25 protein-coding genes and 2 pseudogenes are annotated in these 26,077 nt (G+C 66.9%); 16 read left to right on the top strand and 11 right to left on the bottom strand.

Going from position 1 to position 26,077, the window contains the following annotated elements; genetic code table 11:
* The first annotated feature begins 3 nt into the window (after nt 1–3).
* The 4 genes from ACMUOY_RS12460 to ruvB are packed head-to-tail and all read left to right on the top strand — an operon-like array spanning nt 4 to nt 4,244.
* Nucleotides 4–1,938 (top strand): ATP-binding protein, encoded by a 1,935-nt coding sequence (locus ACMUOY_RS12460; RefSeq protein ID WP_413893046.1) that lies wholly within the window; start codon nt 4–6, stop codon nt 1,936–1,938.
* Nucleotides 1,916–2,575 carry a response regulator transcription factor gene (locus ACMUOY_RS12455; RefSeq protein WP_413893045.1) on the top strand — a complete coding sequence of 220 codons (660 nt, stop codon included), beginning with the start codon at nt 1,916–1,918 and terminating at the stop codon, nt 2,573–2,575. The genes ACMUOY_RS12460 and ACMUOY_RS12455 overlap by 23 nt, the downstream gene beginning before the upstream one ends.
* A 26-nt stretch (nt 2,576–2,601) precedes the next feature.
* The gene (gene ruvA, locus ACMUOY_RS12450; protein WP_413893044.1) at nt 2,602–3,174 is read left to right on the top strand and encodes a Holliday junction branch migration protein RuvA; all 573 of its coding nucleotides are present in this window, start codon (nt 2,602–2,604) and stop codon (nt 3,172–3,174) included.
* 11 nt (nt 3,175–3,185) lie between these two features.
* A complete protein-coding gene (gene ruvB, locus ACMUOY_RS12445; protein WP_413893043.1) occupies nt 3,186–4,244 on the top strand; it encodes a Holliday junction branch migration DNA helicase RuvB in 1,059 nt (352 codons plus the stop codon).
* Between the two features lie 37 nt (nt 4,245–4,281).
* On the opposite strand, the gene ACMUOY_RS12440 is transcribed toward ruvB, so the two are convergent.
* The 7 genes from ACMUOY_RS12440 to ACMUOY_RS12410 form a co-directional block, all read right to left on the bottom strand.
* Complete coding sequence (locus ACMUOY_RS12440) at nt 4,282–6,090, bottom strand: lysoplasmalogenase family protein (RefSeq protein WP_413893042.1); 1,809 nt, start codon at nt 6,088–6,090, stop codon at nt 4,282–4,284.
* A gap of 19 nt (nt 6,091–6,109) precedes the next feature.
* Complete coding sequence (locus ACMUOY_RS12435) at nt 6,110–7,306, bottom strand: DSD1 family PLP-dependent enzyme (RefSeq protein ID WP_413893041.1); 1,197 nt, start codon at nt 7,304–7,306, stop codon at nt 6,110–6,112.
* Nucleotides 7,290–7,931, bottom strand: a complete 642-nt coding sequence (locus ACMUOY_RS12430) for a histidine phosphatase family protein (RefSeq protein ID WP_413893040.1) — start codon at nt 7,929–7,931, stop codon at nt 7,290–7,292. The genes ACMUOY_RS12435 and ACMUOY_RS12430 overlap by 17 nt, the downstream gene beginning before the upstream one ends.
* Before the next feature lie 22 nt (nt 7,932–7,953).
* Nucleotides 7,954–8,874: a tRNA 2-thiocytidine(32) synthetase TtcA gene (gene ttcA / locus ACMUOY_RS12425; protein WP_413893039.1), complete on the bottom strand. Its 921-nt coding sequence runs from the start codon at nt 8,872–8,874 to the stop codon at nt 7,954–7,956.
* Nucleotides 8,875–8,983: 109 nt separating this feature from the next.
* Nucleotides 8,984–9,364: a dihydroneopterin aldolase gene (locus ACMUOY_RS12420; protein ID WP_413893038.1), complete on the bottom strand. Its 381-nt coding sequence runs from the start codon at nt 9,362–9,364 to the stop codon at nt 8,984–8,986.
* Nucleotides 9,361–9,765, bottom strand: a complete 405-nt coding sequence (locus tag ACMUOY_RS12415) for a dihydroneopterin aldolase (protein ID WP_413893037.1) — start codon at nt 9,763–9,765, stop codon at nt 9,361–9,363. Before ACMUOY_RS12415 ends, ACMUOY_RS12420 begins: the two co-directional genes overlap by 4 nt.
* Nucleotides 9,762–10,580, bottom strand: a complete 819-nt coding sequence (locus ACMUOY_RS12410; RefSeq protein WP_413893036.1) for an SDR family oxidoreductase — start codon at nt 10,578–10,580, stop codon at nt 9,762–9,764. Before ACMUOY_RS12410 ends, ACMUOY_RS12415 begins: the two co-directional genes overlap by 4 nt.
* Nucleotides 10,581–10,599: 19 nt before the next feature.
* On the opposite strand from ACMUOY_RS12410, the gene ACMUOY_RS12405 reads away from it, so the two are divergent.
* The 3 genes from ACMUOY_RS12405 (at nt 10,600) to trxC (ending at nt 12,471) form a co-directional block, all read left to right on the top strand.
* On the top strand, nt 10,600–11,739 hold the full coding sequence (locus ACMUOY_RS12405) for a class I SAM-dependent methyltransferase (RefSeq protein ID WP_413893035.1): 1,140 nt from the start codon (nt 10,600–10,602) through the stop codon (nt 11,737–11,739).
* Nucleotides 11,740–11,754: 15 nt separating this feature from the next.
* Entirely contained in the window at nt 11,755–11,949 is a 195-nt protein-coding gene (locus tag ACMUOY_RS12400; protein WP_413893034.1) for a DUF2905 domain-containing protein, read from the top strand.
* A gap of 81 nt (nt 11,950–12,030) precedes the next feature.
* On the top strand, nt 12,031–12,471 hold the full coding sequence (gene trxC / locus ACMUOY_RS12395; protein ID WP_413893033.1) for a thioredoxin family protein: 441 nt from the start codon (nt 12,031–12,033) through the stop codon (nt 12,469–12,471).
* 34 nt (nt 12,472–12,505) lie between these two features.
* Here trxC and ACMUOY_RS12390 read toward each other — a convergent pair whose 3' ends face one another.
* A complete protein-coding gene (locus ACMUOY_RS12390) occupies nt 12,506–13,342 on the bottom strand; it encodes a DMT family transporter (RefSeq protein ID WP_413893032.1) in 837 nt (278 codons plus the stop codon).
* Between the two features lie 116 nt (nt 13,343–13,458).
* Between ACMUOY_RS12390 and ACMUOY_RS12385 the strand changes: the two genes are divergently transcribed.
* Nucleotides 13,459–15,891, top strand: coding sequence for a penicillin acylase family protein (locus tag ACMUOY_RS12385; RefSeq protein WP_413893031.1), 2,433 nt, complete (start codon nt 13,459–13,461; stop codon nt 15,889–15,891).
* Nucleotides 15,892–15,962: 71 nt separating this feature from the next.
* Here ACMUOY_RS12385 and ACMUOY_RS12380 read toward each other — a convergent pair whose 3' ends face one another.
* From ACMUOY_RS12380 to ACMUOY_RS12370, 3 genes are all read right to left on the bottom strand, one after another.
* Nucleotides 15,963–17,243, bottom strand: coding sequence for a multifunctional CCA addition/repair protein (locus tag ACMUOY_RS12380; RefSeq protein WP_413893030.1), 1,281 nt, complete (start codon nt 17,241–17,243; stop codon nt 15,963–15,965).
* A gap of 59 nt (nt 17,244–17,302) precedes the next feature.
* Entirely contained in the window at nt 17,303–17,992 is a 690-nt protein-coding gene (locus ACMUOY_RS12375; protein ID WP_413893029.1) for a glutathione S-transferase family protein, read from the bottom strand.
* 169 nt (nt 17,993–18,161) lie between these two features.
* The gene (locus tag ACMUOY_RS12370) at nt 18,162–19,082 is read right to left on the bottom strand and encodes a complex I NDUFA9 subunit family protein (RefSeq protein ID WP_413893028.1); all 921 of its coding nucleotides are present in this window, start codon (nt 19,080–19,082) and stop codon (nt 18,162–18,164) included.
* Nucleotides 19,083–19,230: 148 nt separating this feature from the next.
* Here ACMUOY_RS12370 and ACMUOY_RS12365 point away from each other — a divergent pair, with 148 nt between their 5' ends.
* From ACMUOY_RS12365 to ACMUOY_RS12330, 8 genes and pseudogenes are all read left to right on the top strand, one after another.
* The gene (locus tag ACMUOY_RS12365) at nt 19,231–20,163 is read left to right on the top strand and encodes a LysR family transcriptional regulator (protein ID WP_413893027.1); all 933 of its coding nucleotides are present in this window, start codon (nt 19,231–19,233) and stop codon (nt 20,161–20,163) included.
* A 290-nt stretch (nt 20,164–20,453) separates the two neighbouring features.
* A pseudogene (locus ACMUOY_RS12360) lies at nt 20,454–21,353 on the top strand (amino acid ABC transporter substrate-binding protein).
* A 130-nt stretch (nt 21,354–21,483) separates the two neighbouring features.
* A complete protein-coding gene (locus ACMUOY_RS12355; RefSeq protein ID WP_413893026.1) occupies nt 21,484–22,206 on the top strand; it encodes an amino acid ABC transporter permease in 723 nt (240 codons plus the stop codon).
* A 1-nt stretch (nt 22,207) separates the two neighbouring features.
* On the top strand, nt 22,208–22,894 hold the full coding sequence (locus ACMUOY_RS12350; protein ID WP_413893025.1) for an amino acid ABC transporter permease: 687 nt from the start codon (nt 22,208–22,210) through the stop codon (nt 22,892–22,894).
* 15 nt (nt 22,895–22,909) lie between these two features.
* Nucleotides 22,910–23,647: an amino acid ABC transporter ATP-binding protein gene (locus ACMUOY_RS12345; RefSeq protein WP_413893024.1), complete on the top strand. Its 738-nt coding sequence runs from the start codon at nt 22,910–22,912 to the stop codon at nt 23,645–23,647.
* 201 nt (nt 23,648–23,848) lie between these two features.
* Nucleotides 23,849–24,886 (top strand): dihydroorotase, encoded by a 1,038-nt coding sequence (gene pyrC / locus ACMUOY_RS12340; protein ID WP_413893023.1) that lies wholly within the window; start codon nt 23,849–23,851, stop codon nt 24,884–24,886.
* A complete protein-coding gene (locus tag ACMUOY_RS12335; protein ID WP_413893022.1) occupies nt 24,865–25,620 on the top strand; it encodes a DUF3025 domain-containing protein in 756 nt (251 codons plus the stop codon). The genes pyrC and ACMUOY_RS12335 overlap by 22 nt, the downstream gene beginning before the upstream one ends.
* 106 nt (nt 25,621–25,726) lie before the next feature.
* Nucleotides 25,727–26,077, top strand: a pseudogene (locus tag ACMUOY_RS12330) (zinc metalloprotease HtpX); the annotation flags it as partial.

The following is a 26,077-nucleotide window of genomic DNA, read 5'->3' as shown; positions in this document are numbered from 1 at the left end:
CTCATGATTGTCGCCCTTTCCCGCGCGCTGGCCTTGGCCGGCGCATTGGGTTTGTTCGCCGCCGCGGCCGTGCAGGCCGAGGTGCTTGAGATTCGTGAGGCCGAAGTTTCGCAAGCGCCCGGCTTTTCTGAAAGGAGCGCGCCGGCTTCTGGCTGGCGTGCACAGACCTTGCCGGACGACTGGGGCCGAACCCGCCCCGAATATGGCGGCGAACTCTGGTACCGCATACCGCTGGACACCACCCGCCTCGTGCAAGGCAGCCAGGTCCCGGCCATCTATGTGGAGCGCGTCTGCAGCAATCTGGCGGTGTACCTGAACGGGTCGCCGGTGGGTTCCGGCGGGAAGCTGACGTTGCCATACAGCCGCAACTGCTTCACGCCGCAGATGTTCATGCTGCCCCAGGCCCTGTTGAAACCCGGTGTCAACACGATCCACATTCAGGTCGTGGGCTATCCGCTGCGTCAGGTCTCTGCCGCACAGCGGTCTTCAGGGTTGTCGGTGGTGCGCGTTGGGGCATCAGACGAACTTCGGCCCCTGTACGAGCAGGCGCTGTGGTGGAACATCACGCTACCCAAGGTCATCACGGCCTTGCTGGGTGCATTTACCGTCTTCATAGGCGCCTTGTGGCTGACGCGGCCCAGGGACACCTACTACGGGTACTTCACACTGTGGATCGGCTGGTGGACGCTGAACACCACGCGCCTGTACATCATCGATCCGCCGCTGCCCGGGCCGTGGATCGAGATGCTGGTGCCGGCGACCGCGCCGCTGTGCGTATCGGGTCTGGTGCTCTTTCTGATGCGCTTTCTCGGGCGAAGCGTGGGCTGGGTCAATCAGGTTCTGTGGTGGCAGATGCTGGTGATCCCGCTGGTCTTTCTTTGGGGCGGGCAGGAAAATGTCTATCCGCTGGCGCGATGGAACTACTACTGGCTGGTACCACAGTTCATTCTTGCTGCCATCTGGTTCCTGGCCGTTTCGTGGCAAGTCTCGCGCAGGGATTTCTGGCTGTTTTCCGTGATTCTGCTGACGATGGTGGCGATCACGCTGGTCGAACTGGCCGCTGCGTTCCTGGGGCTGCCGCTGAAGATGCATTTCGGCCATCTGGGCGGGCCGATCACCCTGCTGCCCCTTTGCCTGCGTCTGATCTGGCTTTTCAGCGACAACCTGCGCCGCAGCGAAGAGCTCAATATCGAACTGGAACGCCGGGTGGCGGAAAAATCCACCGAGATCGAGCGCAATTACGCCGAACTCTCCAGCCTTCGGGCGCGGGAGGCGGTTCAGGACGAGCGCCAGCGCATCGCCTCGGATCTGCACGACGATCTGGGGGCCAAATTGCTGAGCATTGCCCACGAAAGCAGCCGTGTGGACGACCGCGGGCAACTCGCGGGCATGGCGCGCCAGGCCCTCGATGAAATGCGCCTGTCGGTGCGCGGCATGGTCAGTGAGCCCTTGCGTGCGGTCGATGTGCTGGCCGACTGGCGCGCCGAGACGGTGCAGCGCCTTGCGGCCGCCCACTTCGCGGCCGACTGGTCGGCGGCGGAGCCCGCACCGGGCCTGCTGTTGCCCGCGCGCATGCAGGTGCAGCTCACCCGCGTGTTGCGCGAGGCCGTTTCCAACCTGATCCGTCACAGCGGTGGCAGCCGTTGCCGCGTGGAGATCGCTTTTCCGACCGGGGCGATGACCCTGTCGGTCGAAGATGACGGGTGCGGCATGGACGTCGCGGCTATGGGCGCCAAGGGCAACGGGTTGGGAGGCATCGAGCGGCGCGTGCGCATCCTGGGCGGCCGGCATGCCTGGCAAACCGGGCCGATGGGCGGCGCCATGCTCCTGGTGCGGGTGCCGCTTCTGCCGGACGGGGGTGGCGCTGCGGATGCGCCCGAACTTGCGTCGCAGGTGCATCCGCTACCATCATCAAATGCAACACGCCCTGATCGTTGAAGACCTTCCGGAAATCCGGGACTGGCTCGCTGAGGTGGCCCGCGCGGCATTTCCCGAGGTGGAGGTCACCACGGCTGCGCGCGTGGACCAGGCCCTGGCGCGGGTGGCCGAGCGCCCCTTTGACCTGGCGCTGATCGACCTGGGCCTGCCTGACGGCTCCGGCATCGACGTGGTGGGTGCGCTGCGCCACCATCAACCGCGGGCCGTGCCGGTGGTGGTGACCATTTATGACGATGACGACCACCTGTTTCCTGCCCTCCAAGCCGGAGCCTTTGGCTACCTCCTGAAGGAGCAACCGCAGGAAACGCTGATTGCCCAGTTGCTGCGCATGACGCAGGGCGAACCCCCGCTCTCGCCACCGATCGCGCGCCGGGTGCTTTCTCACTTTGCCAGCAGTCCGCAGCGTCAGAAGACGCTGATGCGCCAGATCGAGCACGAGGTCAAGCTGACCGAGCGCGAGACCGACGTGCTGCAGCGCGTGGCCAAGGGGTACACGCTCCCGGAGATTGCCCAGCAGTTCGGCCTGTCGCGGCACACCATCGCAGACCACATCAAGCAGATTTACCGCAAGCTCAACGTGTCGTCCCGCGCCGAAGCCGCACTGGAAGCGGCGCGGCGCGGTCTGGTGCAGCCCTGAGCCGCAACCCCACCACCAGGATACCCATGATCGGAAAACTCACCGGCACGCTCAGCCTCAAGAACCCGCCCGATGTGCTGGTCGATTGCCATGGGGTGGGCTATGAAGTCAGCGTGCCCATGAGCACTTTCTACAACCTGCCGGCTCTCGGCGAGCCGGTCACGCTGCTGACCCACTTCGTGGTGCGCGAGGATGCCCAGCTGCTTTATGGCTTTGCCACCGCGCCCGAGCGCGAGGCGTTCCGCCAGCTGATCAAGATCAGCGGCGTGGGGCCGCGCACCGCGCTCTCGGTGCTCTCGGGCATGAGCGTGGGCGAGCTCGCGCAGGCCATCACCGCGCAGGAGGCCGGGCGGCTGGTGAAGGTGCCGGGCATCGGCAAAAAGACCGCCGAGCGCTTGCTGCTGGAGCTCAAGGGCAAGCTCGGCGCCGACCTGGGTGCGCCGGTGTCGCTGGCCAGCGATGCCCACGCCGACATCCAGCAGGCGCTCGTGGCCCTGGGCTACAGCGACAAGGAAGCGGCGCTGGCGCTCAAGCCGCTGCCGGTGGATGTGGGCGTGAGCGAAGGCATCAAGCTGGCGCTGAAGGCGCTGGCGAAATAATCCGGGTCACCATGAGCATCCAGACCGACGACTTCCTGCCCGCGCCGCCCAAGCGCGTGGTCTCTGCCGCGCCCGTGTCCCCGCATGAGGAGGCCATCGAGCGCGCGCTACGGCCCAAGCTGCTCGACGAGTACGTCGGCCAGGTCAAGGTGCGCGAGCAGCTCGAGATCTTCATCGGCGCCGCCCGCAAGCGCGACGAGGCGCTGGACCACGTGCTGCTGTTCGGCCCACCGGGGCTGGGCAAGACCACGCTGTCCCACATCATCGCGGCCGAACTGGGCGTCAACCTGCGCCAGACCAGCGGGCCGGTGCTGGAAAAACCCAAGGACCTGGCGGCGCTGCTGACCAACCTGGAGAAGAACGACGTCCTGTTCATCGACGAGATCCACCGCCTGTCGCCCGTGGTGGAGGAAATCCTCTACCCCGCGCTGGAGGACTACCAGATCGACATCATGATCGGCGAGGGGCCGGCGGCGCGCTCGATCAAGCTCGACCTGCAGCCCTTCACGCTGGTGGGCGCCACGACGCGCGCCGGCATGCTGACCAACCCGCTGCGGGACCGCTTCGGCATCGTCTCGCGGCTGGAGTTCTACACCGCCACTGAACTGGGGCGCATCGTCACGCGCAGCGCGGGGCTGCTGAAGACGCCCATGGACGACGAAGGCGGGTTCGAGATCGCGCGGCGCTCACGCGGCACCCCGCGCATCGCCAACCGCCTGCTGCGCCGCGTGCGCGACTACGCCGACGTCAAGGGCTCGGGCCGCATCACGCTGGACATCGCCAACCGTGCGCTGGCCATGCTCGACGTGGACCCGGAAGGCTTCGACGTGATGGACCGCAAGCTGCTGGAGGCGGTGATCCACCGCTTCGACGGCGGTCCGGTGGGGCTGGACAACATCGCGGCCAGTATCGGTGAGGAGCGCGACACCATCGAGGACGTGATCGAGCCCTACCTGATCCAGCAGGGTTTCCTGCAGCGCACCCCGCGCGGACGCATCGCGACGCTGGCGGCGTACCGGCACCTGGGTGTGGCGCCCCCGAAGGTCGCCAGCGAGCTGTTTTCGGAGTGAAAATGGCACCATCCCAGCGTGGGATGGCCACAAGCCGCTATTGAAAACGAAGTGACTCCGCGCCCGGGCGGACCCCCGCCTGCGCCACCGTCTGGCCGCGCAACCATCCCCCGACGATCAGCACCTGCGCCGCGTAGTAGCTGCTCAGCACCCAGAACGACGCCAGCGGCAGCGGCATCACGAACTTGTTGGTGGCCAGCAGCGTATCGCTGAGCATGAAGCAGCACGCACCCACGGCCACCGCCCGGGACGCCGCATTGCGCTGCACCGTCGCGCGGCCGATCGCCTGCGCGGCCATCAACGCGATCACGGCGACGTAGGCTGCGACCGGCGCGCGCAGGCCGGCGGGCAGGCCGCCCGTCCACAGGAAGGCGTACATCGCCGCCCCAACGCCCATCGTGGCAGCCAGTGCGCCGCGGCTGGGAAACCAGCCCACGCCCTGGCGTAGCAGCACGAGGTACGCGACATGCGCCAGCAAAAAGGCCACCAGCCCTGGGACGAAATAGCCCGGGAAGAGCAGGAGCACGTCGCCCGCCAGCGAGCCGGCCAGCGCCGCGAGCAGCCAGAGCCTGCCGGAAGGCGCGATATTGGGAACATTGGAATCTTTCTGGCCACTTCCCAGCGCCAATGGGTCATAAGTTGCTATCAGGAAGATAGCAATCAGCATCGGCAAAGGTTTGATCACCCGGTACAGGTCCGGCAGTCCGGCGGCGCTGGTGGCGGTGGCCAGTGCGGCAGCCTGGATCAGCAGGGCTTCGAGCACCTTGATGCGGCCTTGCGTCACCGCGCCGACCGCCCACAGGCCGGCCGTCAGCGCCGAGAACCACAGCGCGGCCTGCGCCAGTGGCAGGCGGTCGGCGTGCCAGAGAAACACGATCACGCCGCCCAGCAGCACCGTGAAATTCAGGCCGGCAAACCAGGCCACCGTGGGACTGATCACCGGTTCGAACATCTGTACCCTGGCCATGTCGAAGGGCGGCTTCGGAAAGCGCTGCGCCAAATCGGCGGGGCGCCAGCCCGGCGGCTTGAGCCAGACGCGTAATTTGTCGGCCCAGCTGCGGGTGTGCCAGGCATCCTTCGCCAGCGCCCAGTACACCTCGGCGTTGGCCCAAAGCGGGTCCCAGCTGTTGAGCGCGCCGCGCGTGCCATAGACGCAGGGCTCGGCCAGGTCCTCATCGCGGAAGGTGCCGAACAAACGGTCCCAGACGATCAGGATGCCGCCGTAGTTCTTGTCGAGGTAGTTGTCGTTCACCGCGTGGTGCACCCGGTGGTTCGAGGGGCTGCAGAACCAGCGGTCGAACCAGCCCAGCTTGGGCACGTGTTCGGTGTGCACCCAGTACTGGTAGAGCAGGTCGACCAGCGCGACGATGCCGAACACCAGCGGCGGCACGCCGGCCATGGCCATCGGCAGGTAGAAGATCCAGCCGAGCAGCGCGCCGCTGCTGGTCTGGCGCAGCGCGGTGGACAGGTTGTAGTCCTGGCTCTGGTGGTGCACCACGTGAGCGGCCCAGAGCACGGCCACCTCGTGGCCCATGCGGTGCAGCCAGTAGTAGCAGAAGTCGTAGAAGACCAGCGCCAGCAGCCAGCCCTGCCAGGTGGTCCAGAAGGCACGGGCCTCCTCCAGCGGCACCAGCGAGACCGACGCATAGACCGCGGTGTACAGGCCCACCCGCAGCAGCCGGGTGAACACCGCACTGATCTGGCTCAGCATGCCCAGGCTGATGCTGTTGATGGCATCGGCCAGCCGGTAGGTGTTGCGCCCCTTGCGCACGCCCCACGCGAATTCGAGGGCGATCAGCAGGAAAAAAACCGGCGCGGCGAGAACAATGACTTGGCTGGGGCTCATGCCCCGATTTTCCGCCGGATCAGGTCAGCGCGCCCCTCGCGTCAACCCTGATGATGCGCTCCACCGTGCCGTGTTCCAGCCCGCCACGCACGCCGATCAGGTGGTCGTGCAGGTTGACCGTCGGGTCGCAATGGCCGGGAATGAGCCAGACCGTGTCGCCCAACCCGGGCAGGGCGCTGCCGTCTGGCGGATGCAGGATGCCGTGCTCGTCGCCGCCGTTGGCGAAGGTCAGCGGCGGCTGGCCGGGCAGGCCATGCACCCGTGGCAGGCCCGAGTCGATGGCGTGGCTCTTGTGGCCGGCGTCGCACACGGCATGGGCGGCGCTGACGCAGATGACCTGGCTCTTGATGAACAGCGCGTGCTCGAAGGCGGGCTGCGCCGGGTCGTGCGCGTTGGCGGCGTAGTCGGCGTCCATGAACAGGTAGCTGCCGGCCTGCAATTCGCCCCAGACGCCGCTGGCCGTCTCCAGGGCAAAGGTGCCGGTGCCGGCGCCCGTGACCAGCGGCACCTCAACGCCTGCGGCCTCGATCCGCGCGCGGGTGTCTTGCACCGCTTGGGCCGCGCGGGCGATGGCGTCGCGCCGCTCGGCCACGCCGCGTTGGTGCTGGGCGCGGCCGTGGTAGGCCTGCAGGCCCGCGAAGCGCAGCACGGGCTGGGCGGCGATCGCCTGCGCCAGTGCGACGGCGGCCTCGCCGGGCGGCACGCCGCAGCGGCCCTGGCCCACGTCGATTTCGACGAAGACGTCGACCAGCGGCGGCATGGTGCCGGCAGCCAGCGCTTCAAAGGCCGCCGCGAGCCGGGCGATGCCCTCCAGGCTGTCCACCGCAATCGCCAGCCGACCGACCGCCGCCTGCAGGCGCTGCGCCAGCGCGGCCACCCGCTGCAACTTGGCCGCGTCGCTGACCTCGTTGCTGATGTAGATGTCGGTCACGCCGGCCGCGGCCAGCGCCTCGGCTTCCGAGGTCTTCTGCACGCACACGCCCACCGCGCCAGCCTGCATCTGCAGCCGTGCGAGAAAGGCGCTCTTGTGCATCTTGGCGTGCGGGCGAAGCCGCACCCCGTGGGTGCGCGCAAATGCGGCCATGCGCGCCAGGTTGCGCTCCATCGCGTCGAGATCGATCACTGCCGCGGGCGTGTCGATGGCGGCCACGCCCTGGCCTGTCAGGGCAGCCAACGCGGCGGGCAGCGGCGGAGGGGCCTCAGGTGGTGCTTTCATCGAGCGACTCGTCTTCGAGGTGGGAGGTGTCTGACCAGCCGACCAGCGTGAGCCCCTCGGGCGTCCACAGCAGGCGGTTGATGGCGGTGTTGCCGAGCTGCCAGGTGCGCGGCGCCTGCAGTTCCTGCCCGGTGGCCGCGCGGTACAGCAGGTCCATCACGCCGCCGTGCGCCACCATCACGATCTGCTCGCCCACATGGCGCGAGGCCAGCGTGTGCAGCGTCTCGATCACGCGCCGGCGCATGGCGGTCAGCGACTCGCCGCCGGGGGGCGCCCAGAACGGGTCGCGCGTGCGCCAGCGTTGGGCCTCCTCGGGCAGCGAGGCCTCGATCTCGGTGAAGGTCTTGCCCTGGAACACACCGAAGCCGCGTTCACGCAGGCCTTCTTCGGTGACCAGCGGCGCGCCGGTGGACTCGCTGACGGCGCGGGCGGTCTCCCAGGCGCGCAGCAGGTCGCTGGTGTAGATCACCTGGATGGCCTCGCGCACCGCAAGCGCGCGGGCCAGGCGCTCGGCCTGCCAGCGCCCGGTGTCGTTCAGCGGAATGTCGAGCTGGCCCTGGATGCGGGTGTCCACGTTCCAGGCGGTTTCGCCGTGGCGGATGGCGATGATGCGGGTGGCGTCCATGGTGGGGGCGGGGTGGGTCGGTCTAGAGGGAAACCACCTGCAGGCCGGGCAGGGTCGGGACTGCGATGTCTTCTTCGTCGAAGGCCTTGTCGCCGTCGTCGCTGGCGATACCGGTGACGGTCAGGCCCTGGAAGTCGTACTGTTTCGCATCCATCAGGTGCGAGGGCACGATGTTCTGCAGCGCCGAGAACATGTTTTCGATGCGGCCGGGGTGCTTCTTCTCCCACTCCTTCAGCATGGCGCTCATCTGCTGGCGCTGCAGGTTGTCCTGGCTGCCGCACAGCGTGCAGGGGATGATCGGAAACTGCCGGTGCTCGGCCCAGCGGACCAGGTCTTTCTCGGCCGCGTAGGCCAGCGGGCGGATCACGATGTGGCGGCCGTCATCGCTGACCAGCTTGGGCGGCATGCCCTTCAACTTGCCGCCGAAAAACATGTTCAGGAAGAAGGTCTGCAGCATGTCGTCGCGGTGGTGGCCCAGCGCGATCTTGGTGACGCCCAGCTCGTCGGCCACGCGGTACAGGATGCCGCGGCGCAGCCGGCTGCACAGGCTGCACATCGTCTTGCCCGGCGCGATCTTGTCCTTGACGATGGAGTAGGTGTCCTGGTTCTCGATGTGGAACGGGATGCCGAGCTTCGTCAGGTACTCGGGCAGGATGTGCTCGGGAAAGCCGGGCTGCTTCTGGTCGAGGTTGACCGCGACGAGGTCGAAGTGGATCGGCGCGCGCGCCTGCATCTTGAGCAGGATGTCGAGCAGGCCGTAGCTGTCCTTGCCACCCGACAGGCACACCATGACCTTGTCGCCTTCCTCGATCATGTTGAAGTCGATGATGGCCTGGCCCATCTGGCGGCACAGGCGCTTTTCGAGCTTGTGGGTCTCGCGCTCGATCCTGAAATCGGTGCGGGGGGCGGCTTGAACCTCGTCTTCGATCCAGGGGGTCGTCATGGTTTTCTCCCAACAGCGGAAATCGGGGTCAGAGCCCGATTGCGCTTGGCCTTGGTTTCAGCAGGTTGCGGGTCGTTCGCAATCGGGATCCGACCCCAATTTCCTTGGGTTACCACTGGCCGGCCTCCGCGCGGATCGCGACCTCGCAGTCGTCGAAGATCTCCAGCTTGGCGATCTTCACGCGCACGCCCACCACGCCCGGCAGTTGCATCAGGCGCGCGGCCAGTTTGCCGATCAGGCTCTCCAGCAGGTTGACGTGCTCGGCGGTGCATTCGTCGATGATGATCTTGCGCACCTTGCGGTAGTCCAGCACATGGGTGATGTCGTCGTCGTGCGGCAGCAGGGGCTGGGGGCCGAGGTTGAGCTCCGCATCGACCTGGATCGGCTGCGGCGCGGTTTTTTCCTGCGCGAGGATGCCCAGGTTGGCGTCGAAGCGCAGCCCGGTGAGGGTCAGGGTCTGCTGGCCGGTGGCCGGCGGGATGGTGGTCATGGTCGCGGGGGCTTGTGCCGGAAAGTCTCGACGCCCACGGCGTCGCAGTCGTCGTACACGTCGGGCTTGCGCGTGGACACGCGCGCCGCCACCACCTGGGGGTGGGCCAGCATGGCCGCAAGCACCGTGTCGCACAGCGTCTCCTGCAGGTCGATGTGGCCCTGCGTGACGATGCGGCTGACCTCGTCGCGCACGAAGTCGTAGTTCACCACCTCGTCGATCCGGTCGTTGCGCGGCGTGTTGTCGGCCAGCGGTACGTACAGGTCGATGTCGAAGATGATGCGCTGCGCCGCCACGCGTTCGAAATCATGCACGCCGATGCGCACATGCCGCGTGAGCCCGCGCAGGAAGATGCGGCGGCAGTCGCCGAGCAACGGGTCCGGTGGTGCGTTGGAGGTCATGGGTTCTCGGGGGGCGGCTTGGGCGCCAGTTGTTCGGCCACGAACATGATGTCGCGTTCCAGGGGCACCAGGTGCTGGCCCTTGTCCACAGCGACGGTGATGCCCGTGATGGAATCGTTCTCGGCCAGGAACACGGCCGTGCGTGCGACGTCGTCGGGGTCGATGGGGCTGCGCAGCAGATTGACGCTGCGGGCGCGCTCGAAGTTGTCACCGGTCTGCGGGCCGCTCACGTAGACCAGCCCGGGGGCGATGCCGTTGACCCGCACGCGTGGCGCCAGCGCCTGCGCCTGCAGGGCCACCGCGCGCTCCAGGGCCAGCTTGGACAGCGTGTAGGAGAAGTAGTCAGGGTTCAGGTTGAACACCTTCTGGTCCAGCACATGGAGCACCACGGGCACCGGCTGGCCGGCCGCGGGCTGCGACGCGGCGCGCGCCAGCAGCGTGCCCAGCTGCAGCGGTGCCAGCAGGTTCACCTGCATCTGGCGCTGCAGCAACACGGGAGAGAAATCGGCTCCGGTGTCGGGTTCGAACAGCGAGGCGTTGTTGACGATGGCGCCGGGAACCCCGCCGATGGCCTGTGTCAGCTCGGCGAAGGCGCGCTCGATCGCCGCCGTGTTGGCCAGGTCGCCCGCAATGGCCCAGGCCCGCCGGCCCAGGGCCTCGACTTCGGCGCACGTCCTCAGGGCCTCTTCACGCGAGTGCTGGTAGTGGCACGCCACATTCCAGCCCGCCCGGGCAAAGGCCAGGCTGAACGCGCGGCCCAGGCGCAGGGCTGCGCCGGTGACCAGGACGGTGCGCTGGAGTGGGGGAGTGGACATTCAGGGACAATCCGGGGCGATGACAGAACCCACAAGTTTAACGAGCGCCCTGCACAAACTGCTGCAGCGGGCCATTCAGGCCGGTGGCGGCTGGATCGGCTTCGACCGCTTCATGGCACTGGCGCTGTACGCGCCGGGACTGGGCTATTACGCCAACAGCGGTGCCAAGTTCGGCACCATGCCCGAGGGCGTGAAGGGCGAGGGCAGCGATTTCGTGACCGCGCCGGAGCTCAGCCCGCTGTTCGGCCAGGCGCTGGCGGCGCAGGTGGGCGAGGCGCTGGCCGCCACCGGCACCGACGAGGTCTGGGAATTCGGCGCCGGCTCCGGCGCGCTGGCGCAGCAGCTGCTGGGGACCCTCGGTGAGACGGTGCGCCGCTATACCATCGTGGACCTGTCGGGCACGCTGCGTGCGCGCCAGCAGGCGCGACTGGCCGGCTTTGGCGACACCGTGCGTTGGGTGGACGCGCTGCCCGAGGCGATTCAGGGCGTGGTGGTGGGCAACGAGGTGCTGGATGCCATGCCGGTCAAGCTGCTGGTGCGCCAGGGTGGGCAGGCCGGCGGCGTCTGGTGGGAGCGTGGCGTGGCGCTGGAGGGCGATGCCCTGGCCTGGGCCGACCGCCCCACCGAACTGCGGCCGCCGGTCGAGGTCGAAGGCCCTCAGGACTACCTGAGCGAAATCCACCCCCAGGCCGAGGCTTTCATTGCCACACTGGCCGACCGCTTCCGGGCCAGCCTGCAAAGCGGCGGCCGGGGTGGCGCCGCTTTCTTTCTGGACTATGGTTTCCCGGAGAGTGAGTACTACCATCCGCAGCGGCACATGGGCACGGTGATGTGCCACCGCGCGCACCAGGCTGACACCAACCCGCTGGCCGATGTCGGGCTGAAAGACATCACCGCACACGTCAACTTCACCGGGGTGGCGCTGGCCGGTCAGGACGCCGGCCTGAACGTGCTGGGCTACACCAGCCAGGCGCGCTTTCTGCTGAACTGCGGGCTGGCTTCCTTGATGGAGTCGGCCACCTTGGCCCAGCGGGCCAATGCCCTGAAGCTGATCGCCGAGCACGAGATGGGCGAACTGTTCAAGGTGATCGGCTTTTGCACCGGCGAGCCCTGGGAGGCGCTCGGCTTCACCCACGGCGACCGCACTCATGTGCTCTGACGCCGGCTGCTGCACATGATCCGCTGGTTGATCGTCGTTTTTCTGGCGTTGATCCTGTTCAACGGGCTCATGCCCTGGCTGCAGAAGCTGGGCTTTGGCCGGTTGCCGGGCGATTTCCGCTTCCACCTGTTCGGGCGCGAGTGGTTCATCCCGCTGACCACGACGCTGCTGCTCAGTGGCCTGGCCTCGCTGGTGTCGAAGCTGATCTGAGCGACGTAACCGGCCGGTCCCGGTCAGGCCTTGAAACCCGCCAGGCTGACCTCAGTTTGATACCCAAAGGGGTATTGATCCATGAGCGAATCACTGCATATCGTCTGTCCGCACTGCCACACCACGAACCGCGTCAAGACGACCGATCTTTCCAGCGCGCCGGACTGCGGGGGCTGTCACAAGCCGCTGTTCACCGGTCAGCCGCTGGCACTCGATGAAGCGGGGTTCGACCGCCACATCGGCCGCAGCCAGATCCCGGTGCTGGTGGACTTCTGGGCGCCCTGGTGCGGCCCGTGCCGCATGATGGCCCCGGCCTTCGAGCAGGCCGCCGCCCAGCTGGAGCCGCAGCTTCGGCTGGTCAAGGTCAACACCGAGGACCATCAGAATCTGGCCGCGCGCTTCAACATCCGCAGCATCCCGACGCTGGCCCTGTTCCAGGGCGGCCGCGAGGTGGCGCGCCAGGCGGGCGCAATGCGCTCGGCGGCGGACATTGCACGCTGGGTGCAGGCCAACCGGCGCTGAGCGGCACGGCCGCTCGTCAACCCGGGCCCCGACGCTAGCGGCTGCCCCAGAGGGCCGCGCCCACCACCAGCACGGCCGCCACCGCCACGTTCCACTGCAGCGGCTGGCCGGTGGTCACCAGCAGCAGCACGGTGGAGAGGATCGGCGTGGCAAAGGCCAGCAGGCCGATGCGCCGCGTGTCGCCGCGCTTGATGGCGGCATCCCACAGAAAGAACGCCCCGCCCAGCGGCCCCAAGCCCAGCGCGACCACCAGCAGCCAGTCGCCGGCGGTCAGCGTGACCGAGGGCTCCAGCGCCGCATGGCAGGCCAGCGACAGCAGGCCGGACGCGGCCGCGAAGCCGCCCACGGCGGCGGTCGGAAAGTGCGGCAGGCGCCGCGTCAGCAGCGAGTAGCTGGACCAGACGAAGGCCGACGCCAGCGCCAGCAGGTAGCCGATCTGAAAGCCTGAGCCGGTCTCGCCCGCGCCGCCACGTCCCAGGATCGCGATCGCCGCGCCGGCAAAGCCGATCAGCGCCGCCGCCACGTGCTGGGTGTGCAGCGTGACGCCCGGCAGGAACAGCGGCGCCAGCACCACCATGCCCAGCGGCCAGAGGTAGTTGATCAGGTTGGCCTCCACCGCCGGCGCGGTGCGCAGCGCCATGAACAGCAGGAAGTGAAAGCCGAACAGGCCGTAGATGCCGACCAGCAGCGTGGGCAGCGGCACCCGCCACTCGCTCAGGCGGAAACGCGACAGCGGCAAGGCGATCAGGCTGCCCACCAGCAGGCCCAGGCCGGTGAGCAGGAACGGGGGCAGGTGGGTCAGTTTCACGCCCAGCGGGGCCAGCGTGCCCCACAGGGCGATGGCGGCCAGGGCCAGCAGGTCGGCTTTCATGCGGCGAGCATATCAACCTAGGGAAAACCAAGCTGCGGCACCGTTGGACGCCGGCCTATGATCCTTCTCGGCCCTGACCGGGGTCCCGATGCCGACCCAACCCCAAGGAGATAACAATGAAACCTGTGTCCCGTGGCGCCGCGCGCCTCGCCACCCCGCTCAAGCTGAGCGCCGTTGCCGTGGCCGCCATCCTGGCCGCCTGCTCCAGCAGCGACGACCCCGCGCCGGAGTATTCCGCCACCATCCGCACCACCTCCTATGGCGTGCCGCATGTCGTGGCCGACAACTTCAAGGGCGCTGGCTTCGGTTACGGCTATGCGTTTGCCCAGCAGAACGTCTGCCTGTACGCTGAAGAGCTGGTCACGCTGCGCGGCGAGCGCGCGCAGTATTTCGGCGCCACCGGCGGCTACCTGGGCCAGCTGGGCACGATCTCCGGCAACGTCGATTCCGACTTCTTCTACAAGCTCCTCATGACCAAGGCGCAGGCCGAGCGGATCAAGGCCGAATCGAGCCAGTCGGCGCGCGACATCGTGACGGGCTTCGCGGCCGGCTACAACCGCTACCTGTCCGACACCGGCGCGGCCAATCTGCCGGCCGAATGCCGCGGTGCGGACTGGGTCAAGCCGATGAGCGAGGACGAGGCCTATCTGCGCCTGACGCAGGCCGCCATCGCCGGCAGCTCGCTGAACTTCATCAACTCGATCGGCGCTGCCCAGCCGCCAGCGAGCACACCGGTTGCCGCCCTGAAAGCCGGGAAGCCGGCGAAGCTGCCCAGTGCCAGGCAGCTGGCGGCTTCACCGATGGTCGCAGCCCTGCAGAACCTGCAGGACCACACCATCGGCTCCAATGGTTACGGCCTGGGCAGGGACGCCACGCAAAGTGGCAAGGGCATCGTGATGGGCAACCCGCACTTCCCCTGGTGGGGCGCGCTGCGCTTGCACCAGATCCATCTCACCGTGCCTAGCGAGAAATACGACGTGATGGGCGCCACCCTGCTGGGCGTGCCGCTGCCGCTGATCGGCTTCAACAGCACCCTGGGCTGGACGCATACCTTCTCCACCGACAACCGGTTCACGCTGCGTTACCTGGCGCTGGACCCGAGCAACCCGACCCGCTACCTCAAGGATGGCGCATCCAAGCCGATGACCGCCGTGCCGCTCAGCATCTCGGCCAAAGGCGCCGACGGCAAGCTGATCACCCTCAGCCGCACGCTCTACACCACCGAGTTCGGGCCGATGATCATGGACAAGGACTTCGCCTGGGGTCGGGGCTCGGCCTTCGCGATCCAGGACGCCAACTACGCCAACTACAAGCTGATCGACCAGGTCCTCCTCAATGGCAAGGCCACCACGGTGGACGGCCTGCTGCAGGCGGCCGCCACCCACACCGCCATGCCCTGGGTCAACACCATGGCGGCCGACAAGAACGGCGATGCGATGTTTTTCAACTACTCGGTGGCTGCCAAGGTGGCCGACCCTCAGCTGGCCGCCTGCGTGCCGGGGCGCGACGTCGGGGCGCCGTTCCAGGACCTGATGGCCGCCACCGGCCTGGTGGTGATGGCCGGCACGGCGTCGGCCTGCGACTGGTCTGGCAGCATCGGCGCGGCACAGCGGCCGTCCATCAAGCGCAGCGACTACATCGTGAACGCCAACGACAGCCACTGGTGGTCCGCCGCGAACAGCTTCCTGACCGGCTACCCCAAGATCATCGCGACCGGGCCCGATGCCGAAGGCTCGGTGCAGAACAACCGCACCCGCACCGGTCACGCCATCGTCCGCGACCGCCTGTCAGGTGCGGATGGTCTGCCCGGCAACCGCTTCACCGTGGCCAACCTGCAGCAGATCTACCAGAAGAGCCGCTTCTTCAAGGCTGAGAAATGGTTGCCCGGATTTGCGACCGAGTGCCTGGCCAGCGCGAGCGCCTCGGCTGCTGCCAAGGATGCCTGTACCGTGCTGAAGGACTGGGACAAGACCCACGCGCCGCTGAGCGTCGGCGCGGTGCTGTTCTACGAGTTCTATGCGGCGCTGGGCGAACTGGATGCACCTTCCTACTGGTCGGTGCCGTTCAATGCGGCCGACCCGCTGGAGACGCCGCGCGGCAATGCGGGCACGGCGGCGGCGCTGGCCAAGCTCGAGACCCTGGTGGCCACGGCCCAGTTCGACTCGTTCGCCAAACGCCGGATTCGTCCCGCCGACGTGCAGGTGGTGCAGCGTGCCGAAGGCAATCTGTCGATCCCGGGCGGGCGTTACACCTTCAACAACTGGCGCGGCGAGAAGACCCAGATTGCGCCGGGGACCTACGTCTACACCGGTGACCCCAAGACCAATGCCGGCGCCTATGGCAACAGCTACATGCAGTTCGTCACCTGGGACGATGCCGGTCCCGTGGCCGAGGGCATCCTGACCTACAGCCAGTCGTCGAACCCGGCCCATGTGAATTTCAGCGACCAGACCCGCAAGTACTCGGCCGGCGAATGGGTGAAACTGCCCTACACCGATGCCCAGATCAAGGCCGACCCCAACTTCAAGGAAGTCAGGATCTCGCAGTGATCGTCTGAGTCGCCGCGTTCGGCAAGAAGGCCGCGTTGCCCCGAGGCGGGGCGCGCGGCTTTTTTTGGGTATCAGGGTCCGGACGCTGGTGATCCGGCTTCAAGCCAGGCGCCCACCGCCGCGATGCGCGCCGCGTGGATGCGCTCGCCGACTTTCGGGCCGCTGAGGCCGAGGCCCATCGCCTGCTGCGCGATGTCTGCGGTGGCCACCGACTGCGCCGAGGCCAGCGCGCCGGCCAGCCGCGCCCGTTGCGGATACGGGCCATCCTCGAAGCCCAGGCGCCCGCGTGCGTCGCACTCGCAGGCGAGCAGGATGTCGCCGAAGCGCTCCGGTTTGCGAAAGGCGTCGCAGCGCTCCAGCAGGCGCACCAGTGCCGGCGCGCCGAAGTCGCCGCTGCGGTGGAGGTTGCCGTGCTCGCGTGCCACCACCTCGGCCAGTTCGCGGCAGTCCACCGGCACGCGCAGGCGCTCGCACACGCCTTTGAGCAGGCGCACGCTGCGCTCCTCGTGGCCGATGTGGCGCGGCAGCATCTCCACCGGCGTGGTGCCCTTGCCCAGGTCGTGCACCAGGCAGGCGAAGCGCACCGGAAGCGGCGCCCGCAGGCGCGCGCTCATGTCCAGCACCATCATCAGGTGCACGCCGGTGTCGATCTCGGGGTGGTAGTCGGCGCGCTGCGGCACGCCCCACAGGCGGTCCAGCTCGGGCAGCAGCACCTTCAGCGCGCCGCACTCGATCAGGACGTCGAACAGGCGCGAGGGCGTCGCCTCCATCAGCCCGCGCGCCAGCTCCTGCCAGACCCGCTCGGCCACCAGGTGGTCGGCCTCGCCGTGCTGGACCATCTCGCGCATCAGCTGCAGGGTTTCGGGTGCCACGCGGAAATCGCTGAAACGCGCGGCAAAGCGCGCCACGCGCAGGATGCGCACCGGGTCTTCGCGGAAAGCGTCGGTCACATGGCGCAGCACGCGGGCCTGCAGGTCGCGCTGGCCGCCGTAGGGGTCGACCAGGTCATTTTCTTGCCTATTTTGGCCGGTTCCCAGCGCAGAATGGTCATAGACAGCTATCGAATTGATAGTAAGATCGCGCCGCGCCAAGTCTTCCTCCAGCGTCACCTCGGGCGAGGTGTGGATGGCGAAGCCCTTGTAGCCGCGCGCGGTCTTGCGCTCGGTGCGCGCCAGCGCGTACTCCTCGCGGGTCTGCGGATGCAGGAAGACCGGGAAATCCTTGCCCACCGGCAGGTAGCCCAGCGTGCTCATCTGCTCGGGCGTGGCGCCGACGACCACCCAGTCCCGGTCCTTGACCGGCAGGCCCAGCAACTCGTCGCGCACCGATCCACCCACCCGATAAATCTGCATCGCCGCAGTGTATCGGGGGATTGCGACGCCAGCAGCTGGGGCGGACCGTCTGGTTCGTCTCAGTTCCGGCCCAGCCGGTACGGTTCCTCGAAGTCCAGGAAATCCTTTTCGGCCACGGCGTCGTCGATCCATGCCTTCACGCCGGGCAAGGCGCACAGGCGCTCGATGTAGGCGGCCACCGGCGCCGGTACCGGCAGGGCGTAGGTGCGGATGCGCATGACGACCGGGGCGAAATAGGCGTCGGCGATCGAGAACGGCCCGAAGAGCATCGGCCCGCCGTGCTGCGTCAGCAGCTCGCTCCACATGGCCACCAGGCGGGCGAGGTCGGTGCGCACGGCGGGCTGGTCGCGCAACGCCAGCGCGCCGACGGCCGGCAGCGAGGCCTCGATGTTCATCGGGCAGGCGCTGCGCAGGGCGCCGAAGCCGCTGTGCATTTCGGCGCAGACGCTGCGGGCGCGGGCGCGCGCCCGTGGATCGGTCCCCCAGAGCTGCTTCTCGGGAAACTGCTCGGCCAGGGTTTCGGCGATGGCCAGCGTGTCCCACACGGCAAAGCCGTCGTCCTCTACCAGCACGGGGACCTTGCCGACCGGGTTCTGTGCCGCCACCGCCTGCTTGAAGGCCGAGCCGGCGTCGAACGAGTCGAAGCGCACCATGACCTCCTCGAACGGAATGCCGACCTGCTTCATCAGCACCCACGGGCGCATGGACCAGGAGGAATAGTTCTTGTTGCCGATGTAAAGCTTGGGCATGGAGAGCCTTTCGGTCGATGTGGCGGTTTGACCCGGTGGTCTGGGGCCGGATGCCCGCCAGGGTTGTCGTGGACTGCGATGCTAACGCGCCGCGCCGCTGCGATTGATGCGAAATCACGGCCGGATTGATGCGGCCGCAGGGCGTCGCGCGCGACGCGGTTGCGCGCTCTCAGCGCTTGCGCAGGTAACCGGGGGCGATCGCGGCCAGCGCGGCCGGCGTGATGCCCAGCGCGTCCAGGCCGGGCACCTTGCCGCTGGCGATGTTGTCCAACGCCATCGAGTCCAGGTTGTCGCCGCTCATCAGCGGCTCGCCGGGCAGGCGCTCCATCACCCAGGCCTGCACCCGCGCCAGCGGCATCGGCAGTGCGAACACCGCTCGCCCGCGCCCCTGGTTGACACCGGCGTATTGGCCGGCCAGGCGCACCAGGTCCCGCAGGGTGAAGACCTCGGGGCCGCAGGCCTCGAAGGTCTGGCCGATGGTGGCGTCGTCCTGCAGGCAGCGCATGACAGCCGCGGCCACGTCTTCCACCCAGACCGGCTGGAAGCGGGTGTCCGCGCCGGCCAGCGGGATCAACGGGAACATCCGCTGCAGCTGGGCGAATACGTTCAAGAACTTGTCTTGCGCGCCGAAGATCACGCTCGGGCGCAGCACGGTCAGGTCCAGGAAATCGGCGGCGGCCTCCGTGTGCAGCACGGCCTCGCCGCGCGCCTTGCTGCGCTGGTACATCGACGGACCGTCCAGGGCCGCGCCCAGCGCGCTGATCTGCACCAGCCGGCGCACACCGGCCGCGGCGCAGGCGCGGGCGAGCTTCTTTGGCAGCTCGACATGCACCTGCTCAAAGGCCGCCTCGCTGCCATGCAGGATGGCCACCAGATTCACCACCGCATCAGCGCCGGCGAGCAGCCGGATCAGCGTGGCTTCGTCGTGCACGTCCCCCGGGACCACGTCGACTCGGGGCAGCCCTGCAAGGTGGCGGGCTGCGGCAGGACTGCGCGACGGCACGATGGCGCTCCACCCCGCCTGCGACAACCGGGTGCAGATGTGGCGGCCGACAAAGCCGGTCGCGCCGAGGATAAGGATGCGTTTCATGCGCTTCAATGTAGCGCGCAAGTCTTCAACCCGCCTGTTTGGCGGGTTTTCGAGAGATATCGGGCAGTTCCCCAGCGTCGATCGGACGCAAGATGCTATGAAAAACAGAGTAATTCAAGCCCGCGGCGGGGCCCTTATCATCCGCAGCATGGAAACCAAGTGGCTTGAAGACTTCGTCAGCCTGGCCGAAACCCGCAGCTTCAGCCGCTCGGCCCAGCTTCGTCATATCACCCAGCCGGCGTTTTCGCGGCGCATCCAGTCGCTGGAAGCCTGGGCCGGCACCGACCTGGTGGATCGCAGCTCCTACCCCACGCGCCTCACGCCGGCCGGGCAGACGCTGTACGACCAGTCGCTGGAGATGCTTCAGGCCTTGCAGACCACACGGGCCATGCTGCGGGGCCACGCCACCGCAGGCCATGACGTGATCGAGTTTGCGGTGCCCCACACGCTGGCCTTCACCTTCTTCCCGGCCTGGATGTCGAGCCTGCGTGAATCGTTCGGGCCGATCAAGAGCAGGCTGATCGCGCTGAATGTGCACGATGCGGTGATGCGCCTGGTCGAAGGCGGCTGCGACGTGCTTATCGCCTATCACCATGCCTCACAGCCGCTGCAGCTCGACCCCGACCGCTACGAGATGGTGCGTCTCGGGCAGGAAATGCTGGCACCCTATGTCAAGGCGGATGCGGATGGTGCGCCGCTGTTCTGTCTGCCGGGACGTCCGGGCCAGCCCTTGCCCTACCTGGGCTATGCGCCCGGCGCCTATCTGGGGCGCGTGGCGGACCTGATCCTCAAGGACGCGGGCACCGCCATCCACCTGGATCGCGTGTACGAGACCGACATGGCCGAAGGCCTGAAGGTCATGGCTCTGGAAGGCCATGGCGTGGCCTTCCTGCCCTACAGCGCCGTTAAGAAGGAGCTGCGCGAACGCAAGCTCGTCAAGGCCACGCCGCCTGGAATGACCGGTTTGGAGCTGCTCATGGATGTCCGGGCTTATCGGGGAAAACCCTCGACCAAAGAGGCCTCCAAGGGCCCGGCGCAGGCGCTTTGGGCCTTTCTGGAGGCCCAATCCGCAGCGGCATAGGAGGATCGGACCGGTTATACATTTCTTGCATAACCGGTGTGTGAATTGGCATTGGTCTTTCATCAGGCCGCCATTTACAGTTCGCGCCGTTGCAGAAAGCGGCCGGCGCCGAACCCAGTGGGTGGTGCCGACCGATGTGAGACCGTACGGGCATGAAGCCTGCTTGTGTGCAGGCGCCGGCTCAAGATGCGTGTTTCCACGCACAAGGGTTTTCCGGGTTTACCCGCCAAGCCGAATGCCTAGAATTTGTTCACCCGGTTTTTTTACCTTTATCAACGCAAGGAATCTGTATGAAGAAGCATCTGATCGCTTTTGCCGTGATGGCCCTCGCCGCCGGCGGCGCCATGGCCCAGGCCAATGACACGATCGCCAAGGTCAAGGCCTCCGGCAGCGTCACGATGGGAGTTCGCGATTCGTCCGGCGCCCTGTCCTATACCCTCGGAGACGGCAAGTACGCGGGCTACCACGTCGAGCTGTGCCAGCGCATCATCGCCAACCTGGAAAAGGCCGCTGGCAAGAAGCTGGAAGTCAAATACCAGTCGGTCACCTCCCAGAACCGCATTCCCTTGGTGCAAAACGGCACCGTGGACATCGAGTGCGGCTCCACCACCAACAACGCCACACGCCAGAAGGACGTGGCTTTTGCCGACACCACCTTCGTCGAGGAAGTGCGCATCGCGGTCAAGGCCAGCTCGGGCATCACTTCGATTGCGCAGCTCAATGGCAAGAACGTCGCCACCACCACGGGCACCACCTCGGTGTAGACCCTGCGCAAGAACGAGCGCGCCAGTGGCATCGACTTCAAGGAGATCTTCGGCAAGGACCATGCCGACAGCTTCCTGCTGCTCGAGTCCGGCCGCGCCGAGGCCTTCGTGATGGACGGCTCCATCCTGGCCGGCAACATCGCCAACGCCAAGAACCCGGCCGATTTCAAGATCGTCGGTGAAATCCTGTCGGTCGAGCCGATCGCCATCATGCTGCGCAAGGATGACCCGGCCTTCAAGAAGCTGGCCGACGACACGCTGAAGGACCTGATGAAGTCGGGCGAAATCCAGAAGATCTACGACAAGTGGTTCGTGCAGCCGATCCCGCCGAAGAACGTCAGGGTCGGCCTACCCGCCAGCGAGAGCACCAAGGCGGCCTGGGCGAACCCGAACGACAAGCCGATGGAAGACTACGCCAAGAAGTAAGTCTCTGATCTGACGGGCACACGGACCCCGCCGGGGCATGGCCTGCGGCGGGGTTCTTGTTCAGGCGGTCGGTGCGGCACAGGTGCGCGACCAAGAGGATACCGGTGGGACAACCCTTGCGGAGATCGACATGACGTGGGACTGGCAGGTTTTCTTGAGCGACGACGGCAGCGGTCGGACGTACCTTCAATGGATGATGGACGCCTGGAGCTGGACGCTGGCGGTGGCCGGTTGTTCCTGGGTGGTGGCGGTGTCGCTCGGCGGCATCATGGGCACCTTGCGCACGCTGCCGAACAGCCCCTGGCTGGTGCGCCTGGCCAACTTCTGGGTGGAACTGTTTCGCAACATCCCGCTGCTGGTGCAGATCTTTCTCTGGTATTTCGTGGTGCCCAAAGTGATCCCGGTGTTCCAGCAGGTGCCGGGTTTCGTGCTGGTGGTGTTTGCCCTGGGCTTCTTCACCTCGGCGCGGATTGCCGAGCAGGTGCGGGCCGGGGTTCAAGCCCTGCCCAAGGGCCAGCGCTATGCCGGCATGGCGCTGGGTTTCACGACGGCGCAGACCTACCGGTACGTGATCCTGCCGATGGCCTTTCGCATCATCCTGCCGCCGTTAACCAGCGAGTCGATGAACCTGCTGAAGAACTCGTCGGTGGCGTTTGCCGTGTCGATCGCCGAGCTGACGATGTTCGCGATGCAGGCGCAGGAAGAGACCTCGCGCGGCATCGAGGTGTACCTCGCGGTGACGATCCTCTACGCGATCTCGGCGTTTGCCGTGAACCGCGTGTTCGGCTTCATCGAGACCAAGGTCCGCATCCCCGGCTTCATCGTCGCGGGTGGCACCGGCGGGGGGCACTGACATGCTTGGCCTTGATCTCACTTTTCTCAACTGGGATGTTCTCAGCAAATTCGTGCTGGGCGGTTTGCGCTTCAGCGTGCAGTTGACCGTCGTGGCCACCTTGGGCGGCATCCTGCTGGGCACGGTGCTGGCGCTGATGCGGCTGTCCGGCAACAAGGTGCTGGCCTTGCCCGCCACCATCTACGTCAACGGCATGCGCTCGATCCCGCTGGTGATGGTGATCCTCTGGTTCTTCCTGCTGGTGCCGAGCTGGGTCTACGGTTACCTGCCGGGCGGCATGAACAACCGGGCCGAATACTCGGCCTACATCACCTTTATCGCCTTCGAGGCGGCGTACTTCAGCGAAATCATGCGCGCGGGCATCCAGTCAATTCCGCGCGGCCAGGTGTTTGCCGGGCAGGCGCTGGGCATGACCTATGCCCAGAACATGCGCCTGGTGGTGCTGCCGCAGGCCTTTCGCAACATGCTGCCGGTGCTGCTCACGCAGACCATCATCCTGTTCCAGGACACCTCGCTGGTCTACGCCATCGGCGCCTACGACATGCTCAAGGGCTTCACCACCGCCGGCAAGATCTACGGGCGCCCTGAAGAGGCCTACCTGCTGGCCGCTGTGGTCTATTTCGTGATCTGCTACGGCCTGTCCTGGTCGGTCAAGCGGTTGCAGGCGAAGATCGCCATCGTTCGTTGAGCATCGGAGAGAAACATGATCCAGATAAAAAATGTGTCCAAGTGGTATGGCCCGGTGCAGGTGCTCAACGACTGTTCGGTCAGCATCGCCAAGGGCGATGTGGTGGTGGTCTGCGGGCCGTCAGGCTCCGGCAAGTCCACCCTGATCAAGACGGTCAACGGCCTGGAGCCGATCCAGAAGGGTGAAATCTCGGTCAACGGCATCAGCCTGTACGACGCCAAGACCGACCTGCCCAAGCTGCGCTCGCACGTGGGCATGGTGTTCCAGAGTTTCGAGCTGTTTCCGCACTTGTCGGTGACGGAAAACCTGACGATCGCGCAGATCAAGGTGCTGGGGCGTACTGCTGACGAAGCGAAGACCCGCGGCCTCAAGATGCTCGATCGCGTGGGCCTGATGGCGCACAAGGACAAGTTTCCCGGCCAGCTCTCGGGCGGGCAGCAGCAGCGCGTGGCGATTGCCCGTGCGCTGTCGATGGACCCGATCGTGATGTTGTTCGACGAGCCGACCTCCGCGCTCGACCCCGAAATGGTCGGCGAGGTGCTGGACGTGATGGTGAACCTGGCCAAGGAAGGCATGACCATGATGGTCGTTACGCACGAGATGGGCTTCGCCCGCAAGGTGGCCAACCGCGTGATCTTCATCGATGTGGGCGGTCGCATCCTGGAAGACTGTTCCAAGGACGAGTTCTTCGGACACCCCGAGAACCGGCAGGCGCGCACCAAGGACTTCCTCAACAAGATCCTGGCGCACTGAGCGCCACGCGATCCGCCCAGCCTCCTGGCCGGCCGGAAACGAGCCGGCGACGGCGGGCGAATGGCGCCGTTCGTGTCCCCCGACGAGGGCATGGCGCCCTCGTCTCCTCCTTGACCTCACTGCACACAGCGCCCCGCAGCCGAGCGAGGACGTGGCCTTGCCTGGGCTTGCAGGCCCGGGGAGGTCTGGGACAATGCTGGCATGACACGTGAAATCACCCTGACCCGCCCCGACGACTGGCACCTGCATGTGCGCGACGGCGCCGCGCTGCAGACCGTGGTGCCGCACACGGCCGCGCAATTTGGCCGCGCGATCATCATGCCCAACCTCAAGCCGCCGGTGACCACCGCGGCCCAGGCCGTGGCCTACCGCGATCGCATCCGCTCCGCCGTGCCCGCCGGCATGGCCTTTGAGCCGTTGATGACGCTGTACCTCACCGACAACTTGCCACCCGATGAAATCCGCCGCGCCAAGGAGGCGGGCGTGGTGGCCGTCAAGCTCTATCCGGCGGGGGCCACCACCAACAGCGATGCGGGCGTGACCGACCTGCGCAAGACCTACGCCACGCTGGAAGCCATGCAGCGCGAAGGCATCCTGCTGCTGGTGCACGGCGAGGTCACCAGCCCGGACATCGACCTGTTCGACCGCGAAGCGGTTTTCATCGAGCAGCAGCTCATCCCGCTGCGCCGTGACTTCCCCGAGCTGAGGATCGTGATGGAGCACATCACCACGAAGGAGGCCGCGCAGTACGTGGCGTCGGCAGACCGCTACCTGGGCGCCACCCTCACGGCGCACCACCTGCTTTACAACCGCAATGCCCTCTTCACCGGCGGCATCCGTCCGCATTGGTACTGCCTGCCGGTGCTCAAGCGAGAGACCCATCGCGTGGCGCTGGTTGCGGCGGCCACCAGCGGCAACCCCAAGTTCTTCCTCGGCACCGACAGCGCGCCGCACCCGGCGCACCTGAAGGAGCACGCCACCGGTTGCGCCGGCTGCTACACCGCGCATGCGGCGATGGAGATGTATGCCGAGGCCTTCGACGCCGTCGGCGCGCTCGACAAGCTCGAAGGCTTCGCGAGCTTTTTCGGCGCCGACTTCTATGGCCTGCCGCGCAACACCGGCACCATCACCCTGCGCAAGGAAAGCTGGACGCCGCCGGAGAGTTTTGCCTTCGGCGAGGCCGAACTCAAACCGCTGCGTTCGGGCGAGGCGCTGCCGTGGCGGTTGGCGACGGCCTGATCGACTGGGCCGCGCCTTGGCTGGAACCGTGGCGCGACCTTGGCGAGCCCGTGGCAGGTGACGAGGCCACCGGTGGCGGCCTGCTGCCCGCGCTGAACCGCCTGGCGCGCGCGCCGGTGCATTTCGTTGCGCAGAGCGACTTGCCCAAGGGAACGGCCTACGAGCAATTCATCTTCGAAGCCGGCCAGGTCCCTACCCGCGAGAATCTGCACGACTTTTTCAATGCGCTGTGCTGGATGCGGTTTCCGCGCACCAAGAAGCGACTGAACGAGTTGCAGGCTGCCGAGATTGCTGCCGCCGGCATCCAGGCCGTGCGGGGGCCGGTGCGCGATGCGTGCACCGTGTTCGACGAGAACGCCGCGCTGCTGCACGCACCGGATCGGCTGTGGGACGCGCTGGCCCGACGCGAATGGGCGCGGCTGTTCGGCGAACTGCGCCCGCTATGGCGCCAGGCGCAACTCCTGGTGTTCGGCCATGCGGCGCTGGAGAAGCTCGTTTCACCCTACAAATCCATCACGGTGCACGTCTGGCGTGTCGACGCACCCTGGGCGGAACCTCGCGCTCTCGACGCCTGGCTGGCGGATGACCTGAAGCCGGCGAAGCTGGCGGCCAAGCCCTTTGTGCCCCTGCCGGTGCTGGGTGTGCCGGGCTGGTGGCCGGCCAACGAAGATCCAGGGTTCTATGCCGATCCGCAGGTCTTTCGTTCCCAGCGCCGGGAGGCGCCGGCACAATAACCGCAGAGCTCGTCGGAATTCAGTCCCGGATTCTTGATTTCCAGCGGCGCGCCCCTACCATTCTGGCCATTCATTCCCCGATACCGGGGCCTTTCGGAAAGAAACCATGAAACGCATCCTTCTGTTTGTCCTGACCAATGTGGCCGTCGTGGCGGTGCTGGGCATCGTCGCCAGCCTGCTGGGCGTGAACCGCTATCTCACGGCCAATGGCCTGAACCTGGGCGCGCTGCTGGGCTTTGCACTGGTGATGGGCTTCGGTGGCGCCATCATTTCACTGCTGATCAGCAAGCCGATGGCCAAATGGAGTGCCGGCGTGCAGATCATCGAGCAGCCGCGCACGGCCGACGAGGCCTGGATCGTCGAGACGGTGCGCAAGTTCGCCGACAAGGCGGGCATCGGCATGCCCGACGTCGGCATCTTCGAGGGTGACCCCAACGCCTTTGCCACCGGCGCCTTC

Source organism: Candidatus Skiveiella danica (assembly GCF_022705245.1).
GTDB classification, from domain to species: Bacteria; Pseudomonadota; Gammaproteobacteria; order Burkholderiales; family Burkholderiaceae_C; genus Skiveiella; species Skiveiella danica.
This window is presented reverse-complemented; position numbering and strand designations above follow the sequence as displayed.

Excerpts from the sequence above, each read along its gene's own strand:
- ACMUOY_RS12460 (WP_413893046.1), top strand. The coding sequence starts at position 4 with ATGATTGTCGCCCTTTCCCGCGCGCTGGCCTTGGCCGGCGCATTGGGT.
- ACMUOY_RS12455 (WP_413893045.1), top strand. The coding sequence starts at position 1,916 with ATGCAACACGCCCTGATCGTTGAAGACCTTCCGGAAATCCGGGACTGG.
- ruvA (WP_413893044.1), top strand. The coding sequence starts at position 2,602 with ATGATCGGAAAACTCACCGGCACGCTCAGCCTCAAGAACCCGCCCGAT.
- ruvB (WP_413893043.1), top strand. The coding sequence starts at position 3,186 with ATGAGCATCCAGACCGACGACTTCCTGCCCGCGCCGCCCAAGCGCGTG.
- ACMUOY_RS12440 (WP_413893042.1), bottom strand. The coding sequence starts at position 6,090 with ATGAGCCCCAGCCAAGTCATTGTTCTCGCCGCGCCGGTTTTTTTCCTG.
- ACMUOY_RS12435 (WP_413893041.1), bottom strand. The coding sequence starts at position 7,306 with ATGAAAGCACCACCTGAGGCCCCTCCGCCGCTGCCCGCCGCGTTGGCT.
- ACMUOY_RS12430 (WP_413893040.1), bottom strand. The coding sequence starts at position 7,931 with ATGGACGCCACCCGCATCATCGCCATCCGCCACGGCGAAACCGCCTGG.
- ttcA (WP_413893039.1), bottom strand. The coding sequence starts at position 8,874 with ATGACGACCCCCTGGATCGAAGACGAGGTTCAAGCCGCCCCCCGCACC.
- ACMUOY_RS12420 (WP_413893038.1), bottom strand. The coding sequence starts at position 9,364 with ATGACCACCATCCCGCCGGCCACCGGCCAGCAGACCCTGACCCTCACC.
- ACMUOY_RS12415 (WP_413893037.1), bottom strand. The coding sequence starts at position 9,765 with ATGACCTCCAACGCACCACCGGACCCGTTGCTCGGCGACTGCCGCCGC.
- ACMUOY_RS12410 (WP_413893036.1), bottom strand. The coding sequence starts at position 10,580 with ATGTCCACTCCCCCACTCCAGCGCACCGTCCTGGTCACCGGCGCAGCC.
- ACMUOY_RS12405 (WP_413893035.1), top strand. The coding sequence starts at position 10,600 with ATGACAGAACCCACAAGTTTAACGAGCGCCCTGCACAAACTGCTGCAG.
- ACMUOY_RS12400 (WP_413893034.1), top strand. The coding sequence starts at position 11,755 with ATGATCCGCTGGTTGATCGTCGTTTTTCTGGCGTTGATCCTGTTCAAC.
- trxC (WP_413893033.1), top strand. The coding sequence starts at position 12,031 with ATGAGCGAATCACTGCATATCGTCTGTCCGCACTGCCACACCACGAAC.
- ACMUOY_RS12390 (WP_413893032.1), bottom strand. The coding sequence starts at position 13,342 with ATGAAAGCCGACCTGCTGGCCCTGGCCGCCATCGCCCTGTGGGGCACG.
- ACMUOY_RS12385 (WP_413893031.1), top strand. The coding sequence starts at position 13,459 with ATGAAACCTGTGTCCCGTGGCGCCGCGCGCCTCGCCACCCCGCTCAAG.
- ACMUOY_RS12380 (WP_413893030.1), bottom strand. The coding sequence starts at position 17,243 with ATGCAGATTTATCGGGTGGGTGGATCGGTGCGCGACGAGTTGCTGGGC.
- ACMUOY_RS12375 (WP_413893029.1), bottom strand. The coding sequence starts at position 17,992 with ATGCCCAAGCTTTACATCGGCAACAAGAACTATTCCTCCTGGTCCATG.
- ACMUOY_RS12370 (WP_413893028.1), bottom strand. The coding sequence starts at position 19,082 with ATGAAACGCATCCTTATCCTCGGCGCGACCGGCTTTGTCGGCCGCCAC.
- ACMUOY_RS12365 (WP_413893027.1), top strand. The coding sequence starts at position 19,231 with ATGGAAACCAAGTGGCTTGAAGACTTCGTCAGCCTGGCCGAAACCCGC.
- ACMUOY_RS12355 (WP_413893026.1), top strand. The coding sequence starts at position 21,484 with ATGACGTGGGACTGGCAGGTTTTCTTGAGCGACGACGGCAGCGGTCGG.
- ACMUOY_RS12350 (WP_413893025.1), top strand. The coding sequence starts at position 22,208 with ATGCTTGGCCTTGATCTCACTTTTCTCAACTGGGATGTTCTCAGCAAA.
- ACMUOY_RS12345 (WP_413893024.1), top strand. The coding sequence starts at position 22,910 with ATGATCCAGATAAAAAATGTGTCCAAGTGGTATGGCCCGGTGCAGGTG.
- pyrC (WP_413893023.1), top strand. The coding sequence starts at position 23,849 with ATGACACGTGAAATCACCCTGACCCGCCCCGACGACTGGCACCTGCAT.